This window comes from Cohaesibacter celericrescens (assembly GCF_002866925.1).
Taxonomy (GTDB): Bacteria; Pseudomonadota; Alphaproteobacteria; order Rhizobiales; family Cohaesibacteraceae; genus Cohaesibacter; species Cohaesibacter celericrescens.
In genome coordinates, this window is record NZ_PKUQ01000001.1 from 305,132 (window position 1) to 321,706 (window position 16,575).

Annotated in this window: 10 protein-coding genes; 5 read left to right on the top strand and 5 right to left on the bottom strand. The window is 52.1% G+C overall.

What is annotated here, in order from left to right; translation table 11 throughout:
* Positions 1-7: 7 nt before the first annotated feature.
* Positions 8-256, top strand: coding sequence for a ribbon-helix-helix domain-containing protein (locus C0081_RS01480; protein WP_101532020.1), 249 nt, complete (start codon positions 8-10; stop codon positions 254-256).
* On the opposite strand, the gene C0081_RS01485 is transcribed toward C0081_RS01480, so the two are convergent.
* Both C0081_RS01485 and C0081_RS01490 read right to left on the bottom strand, forming a co-directional pair.
* Entirely contained in the window at positions 240-4,481 is a 4,242-nt protein-coding gene (locus C0081_RS01485) for an AsmA family protein (protein WP_101532021.1), read from the bottom strand. The genes C0081_RS01480 and C0081_RS01485 overlap by 17 nt on opposite strands.
* Positions 4,482-4,689: 208 nt before the next feature.
* The gene (locus C0081_RS01490) at positions 4,690-6,105 is read right to left on the bottom strand and encodes an FAD-binding oxidoreductase (RefSeq protein ID WP_101532022.1); all 1,416 of its coding nucleotides are present in this window, start codon (positions 6,103-6,105) and stop codon (positions 4,690-4,692) included.
* A gap of 227 nt (positions 6,106-6,332) precedes the next feature.
* On the opposite strand from C0081_RS01490, the gene C0081_RS01495 reads away from it, so the two are divergent.
* From C0081_RS01495 to C0081_RS01505, 3 genes are all read left to right on the top strand, one after another.
* On the top strand, positions 6,333-7,961 hold the full coding sequence (locus C0081_RS01495; RefSeq protein WP_101532023.1) for a chloride channel protein: 1,629 nt from the start codon (positions 6,333-6,335) through the stop codon (positions 7,959-7,961).
* Between the two features lie 182 nt (positions 7,962-8,143).
* A complete protein-coding gene (locus C0081_RS01500) occupies positions 8,144-10,483 on the top strand; it encodes an ATP-dependent helicase (protein WP_245417840.1) in 2,340 nt (779 codons plus the stop codon).
* 178 nt (positions 10,484-10,661) lie between these two features.
* Positions 10,662-11,531, top strand: a complete 870-nt coding sequence (locus C0081_RS01505) for a 50S ribosomal protein L11 methyltransferase (protein ID WP_101532025.1) — start codon at positions 10,662-10,664, stop codon at positions 11,529-11,531.
* Between the two features lie 150 nt (positions 11,532-11,681).
* Here C0081_RS01505 and C0081_RS23140 read toward each other — a convergent pair whose 3' ends face one another.
* Together C0081_RS23140 and C0081_RS23640 are read right to left on the bottom strand one after the other, a co-directional pair.
* Entirely contained in the window at positions 11,682-11,849 is a 168-nt protein-coding gene (locus C0081_RS23140) for a hypothetical protein (protein WP_180966703.1), read from the bottom strand.
* Between the two features lie 275 nt (positions 11,850-12,124).
* The gene (locus C0081_RS23640; protein WP_280952853.1) at positions 12,125-12,259 is read right to left on the bottom strand and encodes a hypothetical protein; all 135 of its coding nucleotides are present in this window, start codon (positions 12,257-12,259) and stop codon (positions 12,125-12,127) included.
* 345 nt (positions 12,260-12,604) lie between these two features.
* Here C0081_RS23640 and C0081_RS01510 point away from each other — a divergent pair, with 345 nt between their 5' ends.
* Complete coding sequence (locus C0081_RS01510) at positions 12,605-14,425, top strand: aminopeptidase P family protein (protein WP_101532026.1); 1,821 nt, start codon at positions 12,605-12,607, stop codon at positions 14,423-14,425.
* Positions 14,426-14,451: 26 nt separating this feature from the next.
* Here C0081_RS01510 and ligA read toward each other — a convergent pair whose 3' ends face one another.
* Positions 14,452-16,572, bottom strand: a complete 2,121-nt coding sequence (gene ligA, locus C0081_RS01515; RefSeq protein WP_245417826.1) for an NAD-dependent DNA ligase LigA — start codon at positions 16,570-16,572, stop codon at positions 14,452-14,454.
* Between the last annotated feature and the right edge of the window lie 3 nt (positions 16,573-16,575).

Here is a 16,575-nt window from a genome sequence, read left to right on the forward strand (position 1 = left end):
CACCCTCATGAAAAAGCACTCAGTCACTATCGCAGGCCATCGCACATCCATTTCTTTGGAAGACGAGTTCTGGACCGGACTGAAATCGCTGGCGGCCAGCCGCAATAAATCACTGGCTGACATCATCCGCCAAATCGACCGTGATCGCGGTGCAAACAACCTCTCATCAGCCATTCGCATTTCCGTACTCGATCATTACAAGGCTCAGATCCCTGACAACACGGATCTGACAGAACCCACTAATCCAACTGAATGATCCTGTCGGGAGAATTGAGCAATTCTTCAATCAAATCATTATGAACCGAAGGATCAACGCGGTTCTGTTCTGGGCTCGTTGTCTCCTGCTGCGTTGGGCGAACGGTTCTAATCTGTGGCAACGTAAACAGAGCTTCAGGCAACACCCGCGGTTGTATCAGGATAGGGTCTTGAGCCGCATCGCCCAAAAGCCCATCAATGCCCAAAAGAGTTGCACCATCAGCATCGGGCTTAAGCTCTTGAAGCGGCCGGATTTCGATGCCATTTTGCACCCGCCCATTGCCATCATCCGATTGTGATTGTTGCTGAATGCGCTGAGCATCCCGCTCGGCTCTTTGCGCCTCGGCAGCCAATCGTTCAGCTTCAGCGCGCGCAGCCTCCACGCGGACTGCCTCTTGGTCAGCCTTACGTTGCGCTTCGGTTGCCAAACGAGCCTTTTCTATCGCAATTTTGCGCGCTTGAGCGGCTTTGAATTCCAATTCGGCTTTTCGTTCATTCTCTGCGCGCAGCGCTGCTTGGGCTTCGCGTCGGGCCCTTTCTTCGGCGGCCTTGCGTTCAGCGTCAGCTTGACGTGCGGCGTCAGCTTTGCGGGCCGCTTCTTCATCCAGACGCGCTTTTTCAAGAGCCGCCTTTTGTGCCGCTTCCGCTATGCGGGCTTGTTCAGCTTTTTGCTTTGCCAACAACTCTTGCAATTGTTTCCGCTTGGCAGCGGCCTCGGCCTTGCGTTGTGCTTCGAGACGGAGTGCTTCTTGTTTCGCAGTTTCAACCGCTTGTTCAGCGGCCAAAGCAGCCTCTTGACGGTGTTTTGCCTGCTCACGATACAGACGCAATAGGCGGCGCATTCGTTCTTTTTCCAAAATATCCGCTTGCAACCGCTCGACGCGATCAACCTCGCGTTCAAAGGCCCGAATGCTGAGATAGCCGGTAAAGGGCGCAACATCGACAACACGACTTGGCGCATCAAGATCCCCAGAGAAGACCAAACCAACTTCAGGCTGGGCACCTGTCACGGCATCCTCCTCATTGGGCTCAACCTTGATGGACCAATCGCCATTGATCGTCTGAGCCGATAAATCAATCATCAGATTGCCACGGGATTGCAGTATGTCCGCATCGGCCTGAATGTTGTTTGCACGCAGGGCCCCCCCCGCAATGCGAAAGGCACCCGCAAGATTGGATACCCGCGTTGAACCTGCATCCATATGCGCCGTGAATGCCTTGGCTATATCATCGTTTTTCAGCTCCAAGCCTTTATCTACGGCCCGCACCACCAGCTCAAAAGCCTGCGGATTGATGTAATTCAACACCCCGTCTGTAAGCGTGAATGTGCCATTGCCAGACAATCCCGATACAAGCCCCGCCAAAGACCGCCCCTGTGTCTCGACATTAAAATTGACATCCATCTGCCCATTGGCAACAGCGCGACCATCGCGTTCCCAAACAAAGGGTGCCAATGCCATATCGGTGACACGCAGATGCGACTTCAGAACAGCTTCCCCATTTACATTTTCAAGCTGCAAGCCACCTATAGCTGCGCCCCCTTCCAAAAGGGCGTCAAAATTGCTGACGACAACTTCATTATCGCGCCAAATCAGGTCAAACTTTGGTTGTTGGAAAATATAGGGCGCGGCAAGTTCCAAACTGCGGGCTTTGACCCCGAGCACAATCTTGACCGGATGGGCATCGGCATCTGCCAATGGCGCAAGAAAAGCGGTATCGGGCCAACTGCGATCCAGCGATGTAAGGCGGCCCGCACCAACCACACTTTCACCAAGCCATATCCCGTCCAGATCACCCAGTTCCAACTGGCCTTTCAAAAGCCTGTCTGTGATGGTTGTCTCATAGGTCAGTTGCCCCACAACCGGCTGTCCATCCCACTGACCTTCAAGGTTGTTGATCTTGCTCACGGCATCGGCATGATCCAAATCCGCCATCAGCTTAGCTGGCAAGGCGAGACCGGGATTGCTTAGCGAGATACCCGACGCCATTAAATAGGGAGCCAAATCATCAATGTCCAAAGCAAGCTTGCCTTTGGTGCCGACACCCTCCTTGGCGCTATAACGCACCGTGCCGTCATACGTGAGCGACCCTTGCTCAGGTTGCAGAGACAGGGCCAATGACGCGCCTTCTGCAAGCACCCCTTTAACAACAACCCGAGAAGCAAGTGCAGGCAAGGCAATAGCATTGCTCCCCAGCCCGACAAGGCCAAGCAGCTTTTCGCCATCGGGATTGTTCACTTGCAAATCCAGCGCCAAATCATGATCGGCCCAATTGGCAAAGGACCCGTCCAAATGGCCGCCAAAAGACACATCGCCACCGCCTAATAAGCCAGAGAGCTTTCCTTCAATCCCGCTGCCTTGAGTGCCGCCATCGATCGAAAAAGTAACATCTGCAGGAGACAAAGCCCCTTGCGCTTTGGCAAACCAGTCAGCAACGGGTTGCTCGGGCAGGAAGCGTGCAACAAGATCAGCGAGACCATTCAGATCATCAGCGCGCACTTGCCCTTCGAGACGGCCGCGCGGTGTTCCTGTCAAATTCTGCAAATTGCCTGACGTGGAAAGATACGCACCAGCGAAATCGTCGACAACGAGTTGGTCAATACGAATGTCACCATTGGCAAGACGGAGTTTGGCAGCCATTTTTTTGCCTTGAAAGTCCCCTGCCAGCAAACGGTCTGTTTCAATATCGAGGCTAATATCGCTCAACGGCGCGGCCTTGCCACTGGAGTTGGCCAATAGCAAAGACCCGATCCCCTGCACCACATCAAGATTGACCTGATCTGCCTTCAATTGCATGGTCAACGCACCTGATTTCTCGGCGGTGCCATCGCCCAAATACCAATCTATCTGCCCTCTGGCGCGATCGCCATTTATATCCAGATCCAATGACGCAATCGAAATCTGATCAGACTTGACCACCACTTGACCACTCAAATCAAAAGGTTCAAGGCGCCCGCCTGGGGGCACATCCTTAAGCCACCATTTGGCAAAAGCCGAGGGTTGATCGGACCGAACGCGCGCCTCTCCCTCAAATACATGCTGGGAATTGACGCTGTCCATGCGCTGTGAAAACAGCCCCGCCATTGCAAACCGGGTTTGCCCCGGCAAATCAGCTTCCAATGTTTCAATCTGCCAACCATTGTCCACCAAACTGGCGTCCAGTTGCAGATTGCGAATAATACCACCACCCAGAATGACACCGGGCACATCAAAACCGACACGCCCCGGCATCGGTGGAATAGGCATTTTAGTCAAACCATCCGCAAGCACACTGATGCCATGTTTCAAATCAATTGGCGCATTGGGGCCCTCCCCTAGTGCTCGATCCAAATCAAGCTGGCGAGAGGAAACGACAACGTCAAAGCGCGGATTGACGCCAAAATCAATGGTCCCCGCCCCATTGAGGCGATAGGCCTGATCAACAGGACCGTGGGAAAATTCAAACTTGGGCAGAACCAAGGAGGATGCGGTCAAATCGCTTTCGCCGTTGAGCAGCCAAGGAACAGACTGTTCCTCCAATCCATCGATTTGATTGGTTAGTCTGGTCGTGCCGACATAATGATAACGACCATCTTCCTGTTCTTTCACATTGCCATCCATGGCAAGCGTGACGGGCAGGTTGACCGGCGTTAACAAGCTCTTGAGATGAAGGCCGGATTCGCTGGCAGAACCAGTCGAAAGCATCAGGGAATATGGTTCTCCATCCATTTGGAAGGAGGTCTCGATTTTGTAAGGTCCGATCAGGCTTCGGGCTTGCAATGTCGCATTCAGCGACGTGATGTTCTTTGAACGGCCGGTGCTTTTATCGTCAAAGGCAATCCGCCCGTTTTCAACGCGCACATCATTGAGCTTGATTTTCTCCAGATCGATATCCCAAAGCTTGCCCTTGTCCTGCCGCCATGCAAATTGCCCTTGTTCATCCAGCTGCATCCGCAATATGGGCGAACGCAATGTCATGTCGACCACTTCAATTTTGCCCTGCAACAGCGGCAGCAATTCGATGCGCATATCAAACGTATCAACCACCAGAATGGGCGCTTCATTGTCTGGCCCGACATGCACACTTTCAAAATGCAAGTGCGGCAACGGCAGGATTTGCATATCCGCCGCCCCCAAAACACGAACCGGCTGACCCAAGACAACCGTCGCTTCTCGCTCAAATGCTGCGCGATAAGAAGTCCAGTCGACAAAAAGCGGCCCAACCAGCGCCACGATCAACGCCAGCAAAAGCGTACCACCAATGGTGAAATACAGACTATTCAGAACCTTGTCTCCTTAAGGCCATGACCAGCAACCAACAAGCCAACGGACATACATCAAAATCCGACCAGCGCGGATTTATCTTTCGCATAACGGCATCAAACACATAACGCCATATCAAGCCACAACAAACGCTAGCAAAATGAACCCGTTGACCGCAAATCAGGAGTTGTCCTTACCCCAGATTTGGTAGCATTTTCCCCGGATTCATGATGTTCTTTGGATCAATGGCCTTTTTGATAGCCACCATATAGGCCAACGCAGGCCCAAACTCTTCCAACATATACTTCATTTTGCCCTGACCGACACCATGTTCACCTGTACAGGTCCCGCCCATTGAAATGGCGCGATGGGCCAGGCGCGACAAAAAGGCATCTGCTTTTTCTTGCTCAGCGGGACTTTCGGGGTCAAGCAACAACAACACATGGAAATTGCCATCCCCGACATGACCGACCGTTGTGGCGACAAATCCATTGTCTTCCAAATCCTGCTGCGTTTGCGTCACACATTCAGCGAGTCGGGAAATCGGCACACAAGCATCTGTCGAAATGCCCTTGGCACCTGGCCGCAACTCATGCGATGCCCAATAGGCATCATGGCGCGCCGTCCACAACTTGGTTCGGTCTTCAGCACGAGACGCGGATTGAAAATCGGATCCGCCGCAATCGGCAACGATCTCGCCGAATAATTCGATCTGTTCCGCCACACCCGTTTCTGTACCGTGGAATTCCACCAGCAAGGTTGGTCGCTCGACCAGATCCAGTTTGGAATAGAGATTACACGCCCGTATTTGCATCACATCAAGCAATTCAATCCGCGCAATGGGAATCCCGCACTGAATGGTCATGATCGTGGCGTTGCAAGCACTTTCCAAATCAGGAAATCCACACATTCCGCCAGCAATGGCTTGCGGTATGCCCGACAGCTTCAGCGTCACTTCGGTAATAATGCCCAACGTGCCTTCGGATCCAACCAACAGACGGGTCAAATCGTAACCAGCAGAGCTTTTTTTGGCACGGCTCGCCGTTGTGATGATTTTACCGTCAGGCATAACAGCCTTCAGCGAAACCACATTGTCTTTCATGGTGCCATAACGCACCGCATTGGTGCCCGAAGCACGTGTCGCAGCCATCCCCCCGAACGAAGCATCGGCACCGGGATCAATAGGGAAAAACAAACCTGTATCGCGCAAATAATCATTCAATTGCTTGCGCGTCACCCCCGCTTCAACCGTACAATTGAGATCCTCGGGATGCACTTCAACCACCGCATTCATCTGGGACAAGTCAATAGAAATGCCGCCAAACGGAGCGTTGAGATGGCCTTCAAGCGAAGACCCCGTACCAAACGCAATCACTGGCACGTCATGCTCGTTGCACAGCGTCACAACGTCAGAAACCTCTTGGGTGTTTTTGACAAAAACCACCCCATCCGGCATCTGATTTTTCAAATTTGTGGTCGTATGGCCATGCTGTTCTCTAAAGGACGCACCCGTCGTAAAGCGGTCGTCAAAACGCTGCTTAAGCAGATCACACACAGCAGCGGTTGCAGCATCATCTCTAACCCGGCTGAAATGAGGTTCGGTCACCATTATTTATCTTTCTTCTTTAGCCCTTGCATAAAACCGAACCTAGCAAAATTATTTCGAAAACAAAACCGCTTACCGCACTGCCGCATAGCAAATCTGCAATGCAATTTTCAACGATCCCCTTGAAAGAGGGCTTGGGATTTATCCAACATTGCCTATACTGCCCCCATCGCCAGACTGAGCCATCTGATTCAATTGTTGCAGCAGCAAGAAGGACTGAGACAAGACTTATGCGTTGGTTAAACCCGTTGCAACTGTCAAAAAGCTGGATTGAACCCAACTGGCGTGTCTATCTTTCCACACAACAACCCAAATTGTGGTTTCTTGCGATTGTCATTGGCATGTTGGTTTCATGTGCGGCAATTGTCTTTCGTCTCGGCATTGGTGCGGTGCAGTGGCTCTGGCTTGGAACCAATAGCGAAAGTATTCTGACAGCGGTGCAAAACACACCTGCATGGGTGGTTATCCTTGCCCCCACAATCGGTGGACTGGTTGTTGGTTTGTTTCTGGAATATGTCCACCCGATCAAACGAGCAGAAGCCGTGGCCGATGTTATCGAGGCCCGTGCCCATGGCGGCAAGGGGCTTCGCTTCTGGCAAGGGCTAGACAGCGCAGCGGTGACCATCATTTCACTGGGAGCTGGTGCCAGTGCTGGCCGTGAGGGGCCCATTGTGCATTTGGGAGCCAGCCTTGCCAAAATGCTTTGCGAGGCTTTTTCTCTCACACCGGCGTCCAAAAAAACGCTTCTGGCCTGTGGCGTCGCCAGTGCTGTTTCGGCTTCCTTTAACGCCCCCATCGCAGGGGTCTTGTTTGCCCATGAAGTCATTCTCGGCCACTATGCCCTGACGGCATTTGTGCCCATTGTGCTCGCCTCTGCCATGGGCACTATGCTCTCACGCCTTTACTTTGGCGACATCGCAGCCTTTGATATTCCCGCCTATCAAATCACATCCTACTGGGAAATGCCTGCCTTTGCGCTGCTTGGCCTGACATGCGCATTTGTCGCAGTTCTGTTCCAGTTCACCTTGATGGGCACAGACTGGGTCGCTCGACACGTCAAAATGCCCCTGCCCTTGCGCCCAGTGATAGGCGGCTTTCTGATTGGTTGCATAGCTCTCTATTATCCCGAAATACTCGGAGTCGGCTATGAAGCAACCGACAAAGCCCTGCACCAACAATTGCCACTGGCGATGCTGTTTGGTCTGATCATTGCCAAAACGGCAGCCACCGCGATCACACTAGCGTCGCGTTTTGGCGGCGGGATTTTCTCTCCTTCTCTCTATGTCGGTGCCATGACGGGCGGCACCTTTGGACTGATCGCTGCACAAGTTTTCCCCGATATGGCTTCAAGCCACGGCCTCTATGCCATTTTGGGCATGGGCGCGGTTGCCGCAGCGGTCTTGGGCGCGCCCGTATCCACCACTATGATTGTATTTGAGCTAACCGGCGGCTATGCCTTGTCTATCGCCCTGCTGCTCACAGTCTCCATCGCCACAGGCATCACTTTGGCACTGCATGGCCGCTCCTATTTCCATTGGCAACTGGAAATGCGCGGCATCTTCCTGCAAGAAGGTGCGCACAAATTTCTTGTCAAAGAAGTCAAGGTCGCCCAATTCTATAAACCCCTGCCAGAAAATGCCAAAGAAGAGCAACAGCTTTTGCCTCAAGGCGCACCAACCATTCGCCTCATGGACACATTGGAAAAGGCTCTCAAAGCCTTTGACGCTGTAGGAGGAGAGGATATCGCGGTTCTCGATCCTGAAGACAAAGGCCGGATCATCGGTTGGGCTCAACAGGTCCAAGCGTTACGCTATTTCAACGACAAGCTCATCAGCACCAATGTCGAAGAGCACCGCTGATGACAGTTTGGCATATTTTGCGCCTGACAAACCACATTTGTTGCTATAATGTTCTAATGCTGGATTCGGCAAGGCCCCGCCACCATTAGAACCGAATGCATCCCTCTTGAACCGTTAATTTGGACCAGATTGTCTCCATGCCAGACCTTTTTGCCAACAACTCTGCACCTCCGTCTCATGAAATGCAGGAGGACGATCAGGAAGGGATTCGGGCCAAACTAGCACGCATGCACCCGACGCCTTATCTTGAAGGCCTCAATCCGGAACAAAAAGAAGCCGTTGAAAGCCTTGATGGTCCCCTGTTGGTTCTGGCTGGTGCAGGCACAGGAAAAACACGGGTTCTAACGACACGCATCGGTCATATACTGGCCACACGCCGCGCAGCACCTTGGCAAATTCTGTCGGTGACCTTCACCAACAAAGCATCGCGTGAGATGAAAGACCGCATTGGTCGGCTGATCGGTGGGTCGGTTGAAGGCATGCAATGGCTGGGCACCTTCCACTCCATCGGCGTTAAAATTCTCCGCCGTCACGCCGAACTGGTTGGCCTCAAGTCCAATTTCACCATTCTCGATAGTGACGACCAAATCCGCTTGATGAAACAACTCATTCAGGCACAAGGCCTTGATGAAAAACGCTGGCCTGCGCGCCAGCTTGCCGGGTTCATTGATGGCTGGAAAAACCGCGGCCTTTCGCCGGAGCAAGTGCCACAAGACGAAGCCTTTTTATTCGCGCAAGGCAGCGGCCTCATCCTTTACACCGCCTATCAAGCGCGACTCAAGATTCTCAATGCCTGCGACTTTGGTGATCTTTTGCTCGAATGTCTGCGTCTTTTCCGCGAACACCCCGATGTTCTCTCAAGCTACCATAACAAATTCCGCTATATTCTGGTGGACGAGTATCAAGACACCAACGTAGCGCAATATCTCTGGCTGCGCCTCCTCGCCCAATCCAACCACAATATATGCTGTGTTGGCGACGATGACCAATCCATCTATGGCTGGCGCGGCGCCGAAGTCGACAATATCCTGCGCTTTGAAGCAGATTTCCCCGGCGCAAAGGTCATCCGCCTAGAGCGCAACTATCGCTCGACCGAACATATTTTGGCCGCGGCGTCTCATTTGATCACCTTCAACCAAGGCCGCCTGGGTAAAACCCTGCATCATCAGATTGAAGACGATGAGGCCGAAAAGGTTACAGTCACATCCATCTGGGATTCAGAAGAAGAAGCCCGCACCATCGGTGATCAAATCGAAGCGCAACAGCGCGATGGCCACAATCTCAATGAGATCGCCATTCTGGTGCGTGCGTCTTTCCAAATGCGGTCGTTTGAGGACCGTTTTGTCACCATGGGCCTCAATTATCGCGTCATCGGCGGCCCGCGCTTTTATGAGCGCGCCGAGATCCGCGATGCTCTTGCCTATTTCCGTGCTGTTGTGCAGTCAGCTGACGACCTTGCCTTTGGACGGATTGTCAACACACCGCGTCGCGGTTTGGGTGATGCAACCGTGCGCCAAATTCACGCTTTGGCGCGGCATCAAGAAATCCCGTTGATGGAAGCGGCAGCCGAGCTGGTTGGCACCGAAGACCTCAAACCGCGTGCACGCAGTTCATTGAAGGGGTTGCTTGGTCAATTCAACCATTGGCGCACGATGCTGTCGACCATGAAACATTCTGAATTGGCTGAAGTCATTCTAGACGAGTCCGGCTACACCGAAATGTGGCAGAAGGAAAAATCGCCTGACGCGCCCGGCAAACTGGAAAATCTGAAAGAGCTTGTTCGGTCCATTGCAGAATATGAGTCTCTGCCCAGCTTTTTGGAACATATCGCTCTTGTCATGGATCGGGATTCCGGCGAGACCAACGAAGCAGTTTCTATCATGACCCTTCATTCCGCCAAAGGTCTTGAGTTTGACTCCGTCTTCTTGCCCGGTTGGGAAGAAGGTCTCTTTCCCCATCAGCGCGCGTTGGATGAAACCGGCAACAAGGGTCTGGAAGAAGAACGCCGGTTGGCCTATGTCGGAATCACCCGCGCTAAAAAACGCGCCAAGATTTATGTCGCCCAGAACCGCCTCATTCATGGCAAATGGCAAAACTCCATTCCCTCGCGCTTTCTGGATGAATTGCCCAACAAACATGTCGAAATCGAAGAAACCCAATCCACCTATGGCGGCTATGGCGCATCCGGTGTTGGCGGCTCTATCTATGGCAAAAGCCGGTTTGATAAATCCGACCCGTTTGAAAGCTCTTACGACACCCCGGGCTGGAAACGCGCACAAGCCAACAAAGCCAACCGATCAAAAAGTGGGTCCTCACATGGCAGCCACACCTCTCACCTGATCGAGGGCGAACTTGTTGCCAAAAGCGTTTCAGATGGCCCCGCCAAATATGCAGTCGGCGAACGGGTCTTTCACATCAAATTCGGTTATGGTGAGGTCAAATCTGTTGAAGGCAACAAACTGACCATCCAGTTCCAAACAGGTCAAAAACGCGTTGTCGATTCGTTTGTAGAAAAGCACTAAAAACCAAACACACCAAGGCACCTGCTTGCCTTTGCAGCCCAGACGGTTTATCGACTGACAAAAGCCAAAGCGTTGCCATGACCACTAAAAAATTGGCCATGAATCTACGCACCCACCCAATATTTCGGCCTTGTCTGATTTCGTAAAACAGAAAAGGCTTGGATTGTGAGACAAAGCCATGCCCCAATATCTTTATGCCGAAGGCAACTTGGAAGAAATTCAAACCGCCGCCAAACATCTAGAAAACGTGTTTGAAGAAGACGGCTTTGCAGTCTCCAATTTCGAGATTGATGAAGACAACGGCCTTTGGGCTTTGTCACTTTATCCTGCCGAAGAGGGTGTCACCGACACCTACAAGATTGCACTGGCTGAATTATCTGCTCTTTCCATGCAAATACCGCTCAAAATCAAAGAACTAGAAGACGAAGATTGGGTTAGCAAATCGCTTGAAGGGCTCTCCCCCGTTGAGGCCGGGCGCTTTGTGGTTCATGGTTCCCACGACAAGGGCCTGAACACCAAAGGCCGGATACCAATTCAGATCAATGCAGGCCAAGCCTTTGGCACGGGACATCACGGCACCACAGCCGGTTGTCTGAAGATCATCAGCGAAGAGCTGCGCAGCTATAGCCCTTGCCGGATACTCGATCTTGGCACGGGGTCAGGCGTTTTGGCTATCGCATTGGCAAAATTGCTAAAGCAAGAAGTGATTGCCACGGATATCGACCCTATTTCCATTGAAACAACAAATGAAAATATCCGTATCAATGGGGTACATCCCCTTGTGAAAACAGCGGTAGCTACGGGCTTCTCACATTCAATTTTTAAGGAAAAAGGCCCATTTGACCTGATCGTTGCCAATATTCTGGCCGGTCCTCTATGCCAAATGGCTCCAGAACTTGCCGCTCACACCAGCGTTGGTGGCCGCATCATTCTGTCTGGTCTGCTTCCTCATCAACGCGCAAGAGTGATTGCTGCCTATCGCACACAAGGTATGCGGCTCATCCGTTCCATCACCCAAGATGGATGGCTGGTTTTGGTGCTCGGGTAAAGCACCAAAAAAGAAAGCGGACCAAAGGCCCGCTTTTCTTTTTAGTAATTTCCAGACTATGCCCCAAGACCATTTAGAAAATGAGAAACTTAGGAAACAGCTGTTCAAGCCGATACAAATCACCCAATCGGCCTGAGATGCGTATCTTTATCAGAACGGAAGATATTTAGGGTCACCAAGTTTCAACTCATCTGCATCAAAGCCGTTTGCTTCCAGCAAATCGCGGTCGGCAGTGCGTAGATAGATTTGTAGGTGACGGCGCGCTTCTTCTTCACGTGCAGCAAATATTTTTCCAAGTGTACGGCTAACGATAGACATTTCATCATCCTTTTATCATCAGACCCCGACATCCGGACTCTATGACTTTAGTATAGGTCGAAATTAACCCATGATTAAATATACGTTTCTTCAAATCAGCCATTCAAAAAATGCATGCCTATCAAATATGAAGACCAGATACGAAAAAAGCGGGTCGTAACCCGCTTGTTTCCTTGGAACTAATTTGTTGAACGGTATTCCTTCCGTCCGGCGCTTTGATCGGCTTCCATCCTGCTCCCTTCAGCAGCTGGAGCCGTTAAAAGCACCCCAAGTCATTAATCTTTTGAATCTGTAGAAATTTCGAGCATGGTGTCGATACCGTGGTCAGCCATGTAAGTACTTACAAAACGCTCTGCCTGTTCTTCACGGGACTGGATGTAACGATCGAAAGCGCGGTTAAAGAAGTTCATAATGTTTTTCCTTTTGGTTTCTGTCAGTCATGCTTGACTTACATCAACAATATGGTGCATTGCGGTGATTTGAAAAAGAGCCAATTGCTCAAGACTGCCATGCGAATATTGCATATCGAAAATATGAGCTCCGCGTTAAACGCAAATACGGGTTAAGACCTAGGTGATATATATCAGGTTAGAACACCTGCATTCGGTTGCGAGACCGGACCAAATTTGCCACTTTAGCCCTATGTAGATAAGCGCCCCATCGATGTGTCGGTGGTTGCAAAAACCTTTGCCAATCCACTCCTATTTCCATTAGAAATCAATAAATGTCATTATGAATCCCAGAGGATTTCGTCCATGTTCCAAGAATTTAGCGATCAAGCTTGCCCAGAGCAAGGCCGCGTTCGGCTCCCTCTATTGCGGGAGGAATTACAAGAACAGGGCCTATCGGGCTTCATTGTGCCTAGAGCCGATGAATATGGTGGTGAGAATCTGGCCCCCTATGCTGAGCGCTTAAGCTGGTTGACGGGCTTCACCGGATCCGCTGGCACGTCTGTCATTCTCAAAACCAAGGCCGCAGTCTTCATCGACGGGCGCTACACCCTGCAAGTGCGGGATCAAGTCGACACAGAGCTATTGACCCCGATCTCTGTTCCTCAAAGCTCGGTCTCCAAATGGCTAGAGGCCAATCTGTCATCTGGCGACGTGATCGGTTTTGATCCGTGGCTGCATGGATCCAGAGACGTGGCGCGTTTGCAAGATGTCTGCGAAAAGGCAGGAGCCGAGCTCAAGGCTTGTGAAACCAACCCAATTGACGCGATCTGGACCAATCAGCCAGAGCGCCCGAAAGCACCTATTGTGCCCCACCCGATGAGTTTGGCTGGTCAAACCGCAGAAGAAAAACTGAACAAAATTTCAAAACAACTGCAAGGCAAAGCCGATGCAACATTCATCACCCAAGGTGATAGCATTGCTTGGTTGCTCAACATTCGCGGCAGTGATGTACCAAGGGCACCGCTTCCCCTGGCCTTTGCAATCGTTACGGCGGCCTCCAAAGCCATTCTCCTGATTGATCCATCCAAACTGACCGCTGAAACACGAGCGCATTTGCCTGACAGCATCACAATTGAACCGCTGGACAACTTACCGACAATCATCAGCAATCTTGCGGCCTCGGTTAAAAACTGGATGCTGGATGATCAGTTGGTGCCATTCGCCGTCAGAACCATCATCGAAGCCACAGGTGCTGAAGTTGTTATTGGCCAGGATCTCTGCCTCAAACCAAAATCTGCCAAGAATAAGGCTGAGCTGGCAGGAATGCGAACCGCGCACCTCCGTGATGGCATCGCCATGTGTAATTTCCTTGCGTGGCTTGATACAATGGCACCGACAGACAGCCTGGATGAAATCGCGGCAGCTTCGGCGCTCGAACACTTCAGGTCTGCGTCTGGTTGCTTAAAAGACATCTCGTTTGAGACAATATCCGGCGCCGGCCCCAATGGCGCGATTGTGCATTACCGCGTCAGTGAAGCGAGCAACCGAAAGTTTGATCAAAACTCGCTCTTCCTCGTTGATTCAGGAGGCCAGTATCCAGACGGCACCACCGACATCACACGCACGATAGCCATCGGTACACCCGATACAGAAATGAAAGACCGCTTTACGCGGGTTCTCAAAGGCATGATTGCCGTTTCTATGGCGCGTTTCCCCAAAGGGGCCAACGGCGCGCAGCTGGACACTCTGGCGCGGATGCCTTTGTGGCAAGCCGGACTTGATTATGCCCATGGCACAGGGCATGGCGTGGGGTCATATCTGTGTGTGCATGAAGGCCCCCAACGCATTTCAAAAGCAGGCGCGGTGCCTCTGGAAACCGGCAACATCCTGTCCAATGAGCCCGGCTATTACAAAACCGGAGCGTGGGGAATCAGGATCGAAAATCTGCTTGCGGTCACAGAGCCAGAAACAATCAAAGACGGCGAAGACGCCATGCATGCCTTTGAAACCCTGACTTTGTGCCCAATTGATCACCGACTCGTCGATGCGCGCCTGTTGACGCAGTCCGAGCTGGATTGGTTCAACGACTATCACGAAAGGGTCTTTGCAGAATTGTCAGGTGATCTGGATGAAAAAACCCGTGCATGGCTGGCTGAAGCAACCAAGCCATTGCACAAATCATAAAATACCCAGCAAACGAAATGGATCGGCTAACCAGAAATCAGGTCGATCCATTCATCCTCGGTATAGATGATGATGTCCAGTTCTTGCGCCTTTTTCAGCTTGGACCCAGCCCCCGGTCCGGCAACCAATATATCGGTTTTCTTTGACACTGATCCAGATACCTTGGCCCCGAGGCTCTCGGCTTGATTCTTGGCTTCCGATCGGCTCAAGCGCTCAAGGCTGCCCGTAAAGACAATGGTTTTTCCCGAAACAGAACTATCCGTCTGTACAGCTTCGGCTTCTTGAGGGGTGACCGCAGCCAACAAAGCATCGAGCACCTCTTCATTGTGGGGTTCGTTGAAAAATTCAACAACCGAACGAGCCACAATAGCCCCGATCCCGTCGATCCCCAACAGATCCTGCCAGGCATCGCTGTCCGCGTCCCCTGCCTTGATCATAGCCTGACGCAGCGCGGTAAAGGTATCATACTGCCGCGCCAGCAATTTGGCCGTGGTCTCACCCACATGGCGGATCCCCAGCCCAAATATAAATCGGTGCAAAGCAACCGACCGCCGTGCGTCAATCGCATCAAACAGATTGCGTGCCGATGTTGGGCCCCAACCTTCACGATCTCGAAGACGTTCGCCACGATTCTTGCCCGCATCAATCTCTCGTAATCGGAAAATATCTGCGGCATTGTGGATCATGCCTTCTTCATAGAAAGCAGTGACCTGCCGTTCACCCAATCCGTCTATATCCAAAGCGTTGCGCGAGACAAAATGTTTCAGCTGCTCTACAGCCTGCGCCGCGCAAATAAGCCCGCCTGTACAGCGACGGATGGCGTCCAACTCACCGTTTTCCTTTTTTTCCCGCACGGCATGAGACCCACAAACAGGACATTTCGTCGGAAAATCAAAAGGCTTCAAGCCCTCGGGGCGCAATTCCAGCACAGGCCCGATAACCTGAGGGATCACATCTCCAGCCCGCTGCACCGTGACCACATCACCGATGAGCACGCCTTTGCGCTCAATTTCACCTTCATTATGCAGCGTCGCGTTCGACACCACAACACCGCCCACAGTGACAGGCTCAAGCTTGGCAACGGGAGTGAGTGCGCCGGTGCGGCCCACTTGAATTTCAATATCCAGCAGCTTTGTGGTGGCCCGTTCAGCTGGAAATTTATGTGCTATGGCCCACCGTGGTGCACGCGATACAAAGCCCAGCCTGCGCTGATAATCCAGCCGGTCAACCTTATAGACCACCCCGTCAATATCATAATCCAGCGACGAGCGTTGTGCCTCAATCGCGCGGTAATGTGCCAGCAATGCCTCGACAGTGGTGTGACAGCGCATTTGCGGATTGACCATAAATCCCCAAGCATCAAAACGCTGTACAGCTTCATATTGTGTCGGAGCCAATTCTTCACTGACCTCACCCCAAGCATAGGCAAAAAACGCGAGATTTCGAGATCGAGTAATTTCCGCATCCAACTGGCGCAAGGAGCCCGCCGCTGCATTGCGCGGATTGGCAAATGTCTTGCCACCCTTTTCTTCTTGTCGGGCATTGAGCGCCGCAAACTCCGAGCGGGGGAAAAAGACCTCGCCACGCACTTCAACCACACTGGGGATTTCGGAACCATGCAGCTGCTGCGGGATAGAAGCGATGGCTTTGACATTGGCAGTGATGTCTTCCCCAACGGCCCCATCGCCGCGTGTGACACCATACACCAGCGCGCCATCTTCATAGCGCAAGGATGCAGACAAGCCATCGATCTTGGGCTCGGCGGTGATAGCAACAGGCTCACTGCTGGCAAGCCCCAGAAACCGGCGCACCCGCATGACAAATTCAGCAACATCTTCATCATTGAACGCATTGTCCAAGGATAGCATAGGCACCGCATGTGTGATCTTTGAAAATTTTTCGGAAGGCGCAGAACCAACGCGTAAAGTAGGGCTGTCTGCACGCCGCAGATTAGGAAACCGCAACTCCAGAGCCCGATTTCGTCTACGCAGGGCATCATACTGGCTATCGGTCAGAAGAGGCGTATCTTCACCGTGATAGAGTTTATCAGCTTCGGCTATATCTTCAGCCAGATGGGCCAATTCTTGCTCGGCTTGCGTACCGTTCAATTGATCAACGGCCAAGTCCCGCAAAGTTTGCCGATCCACGCC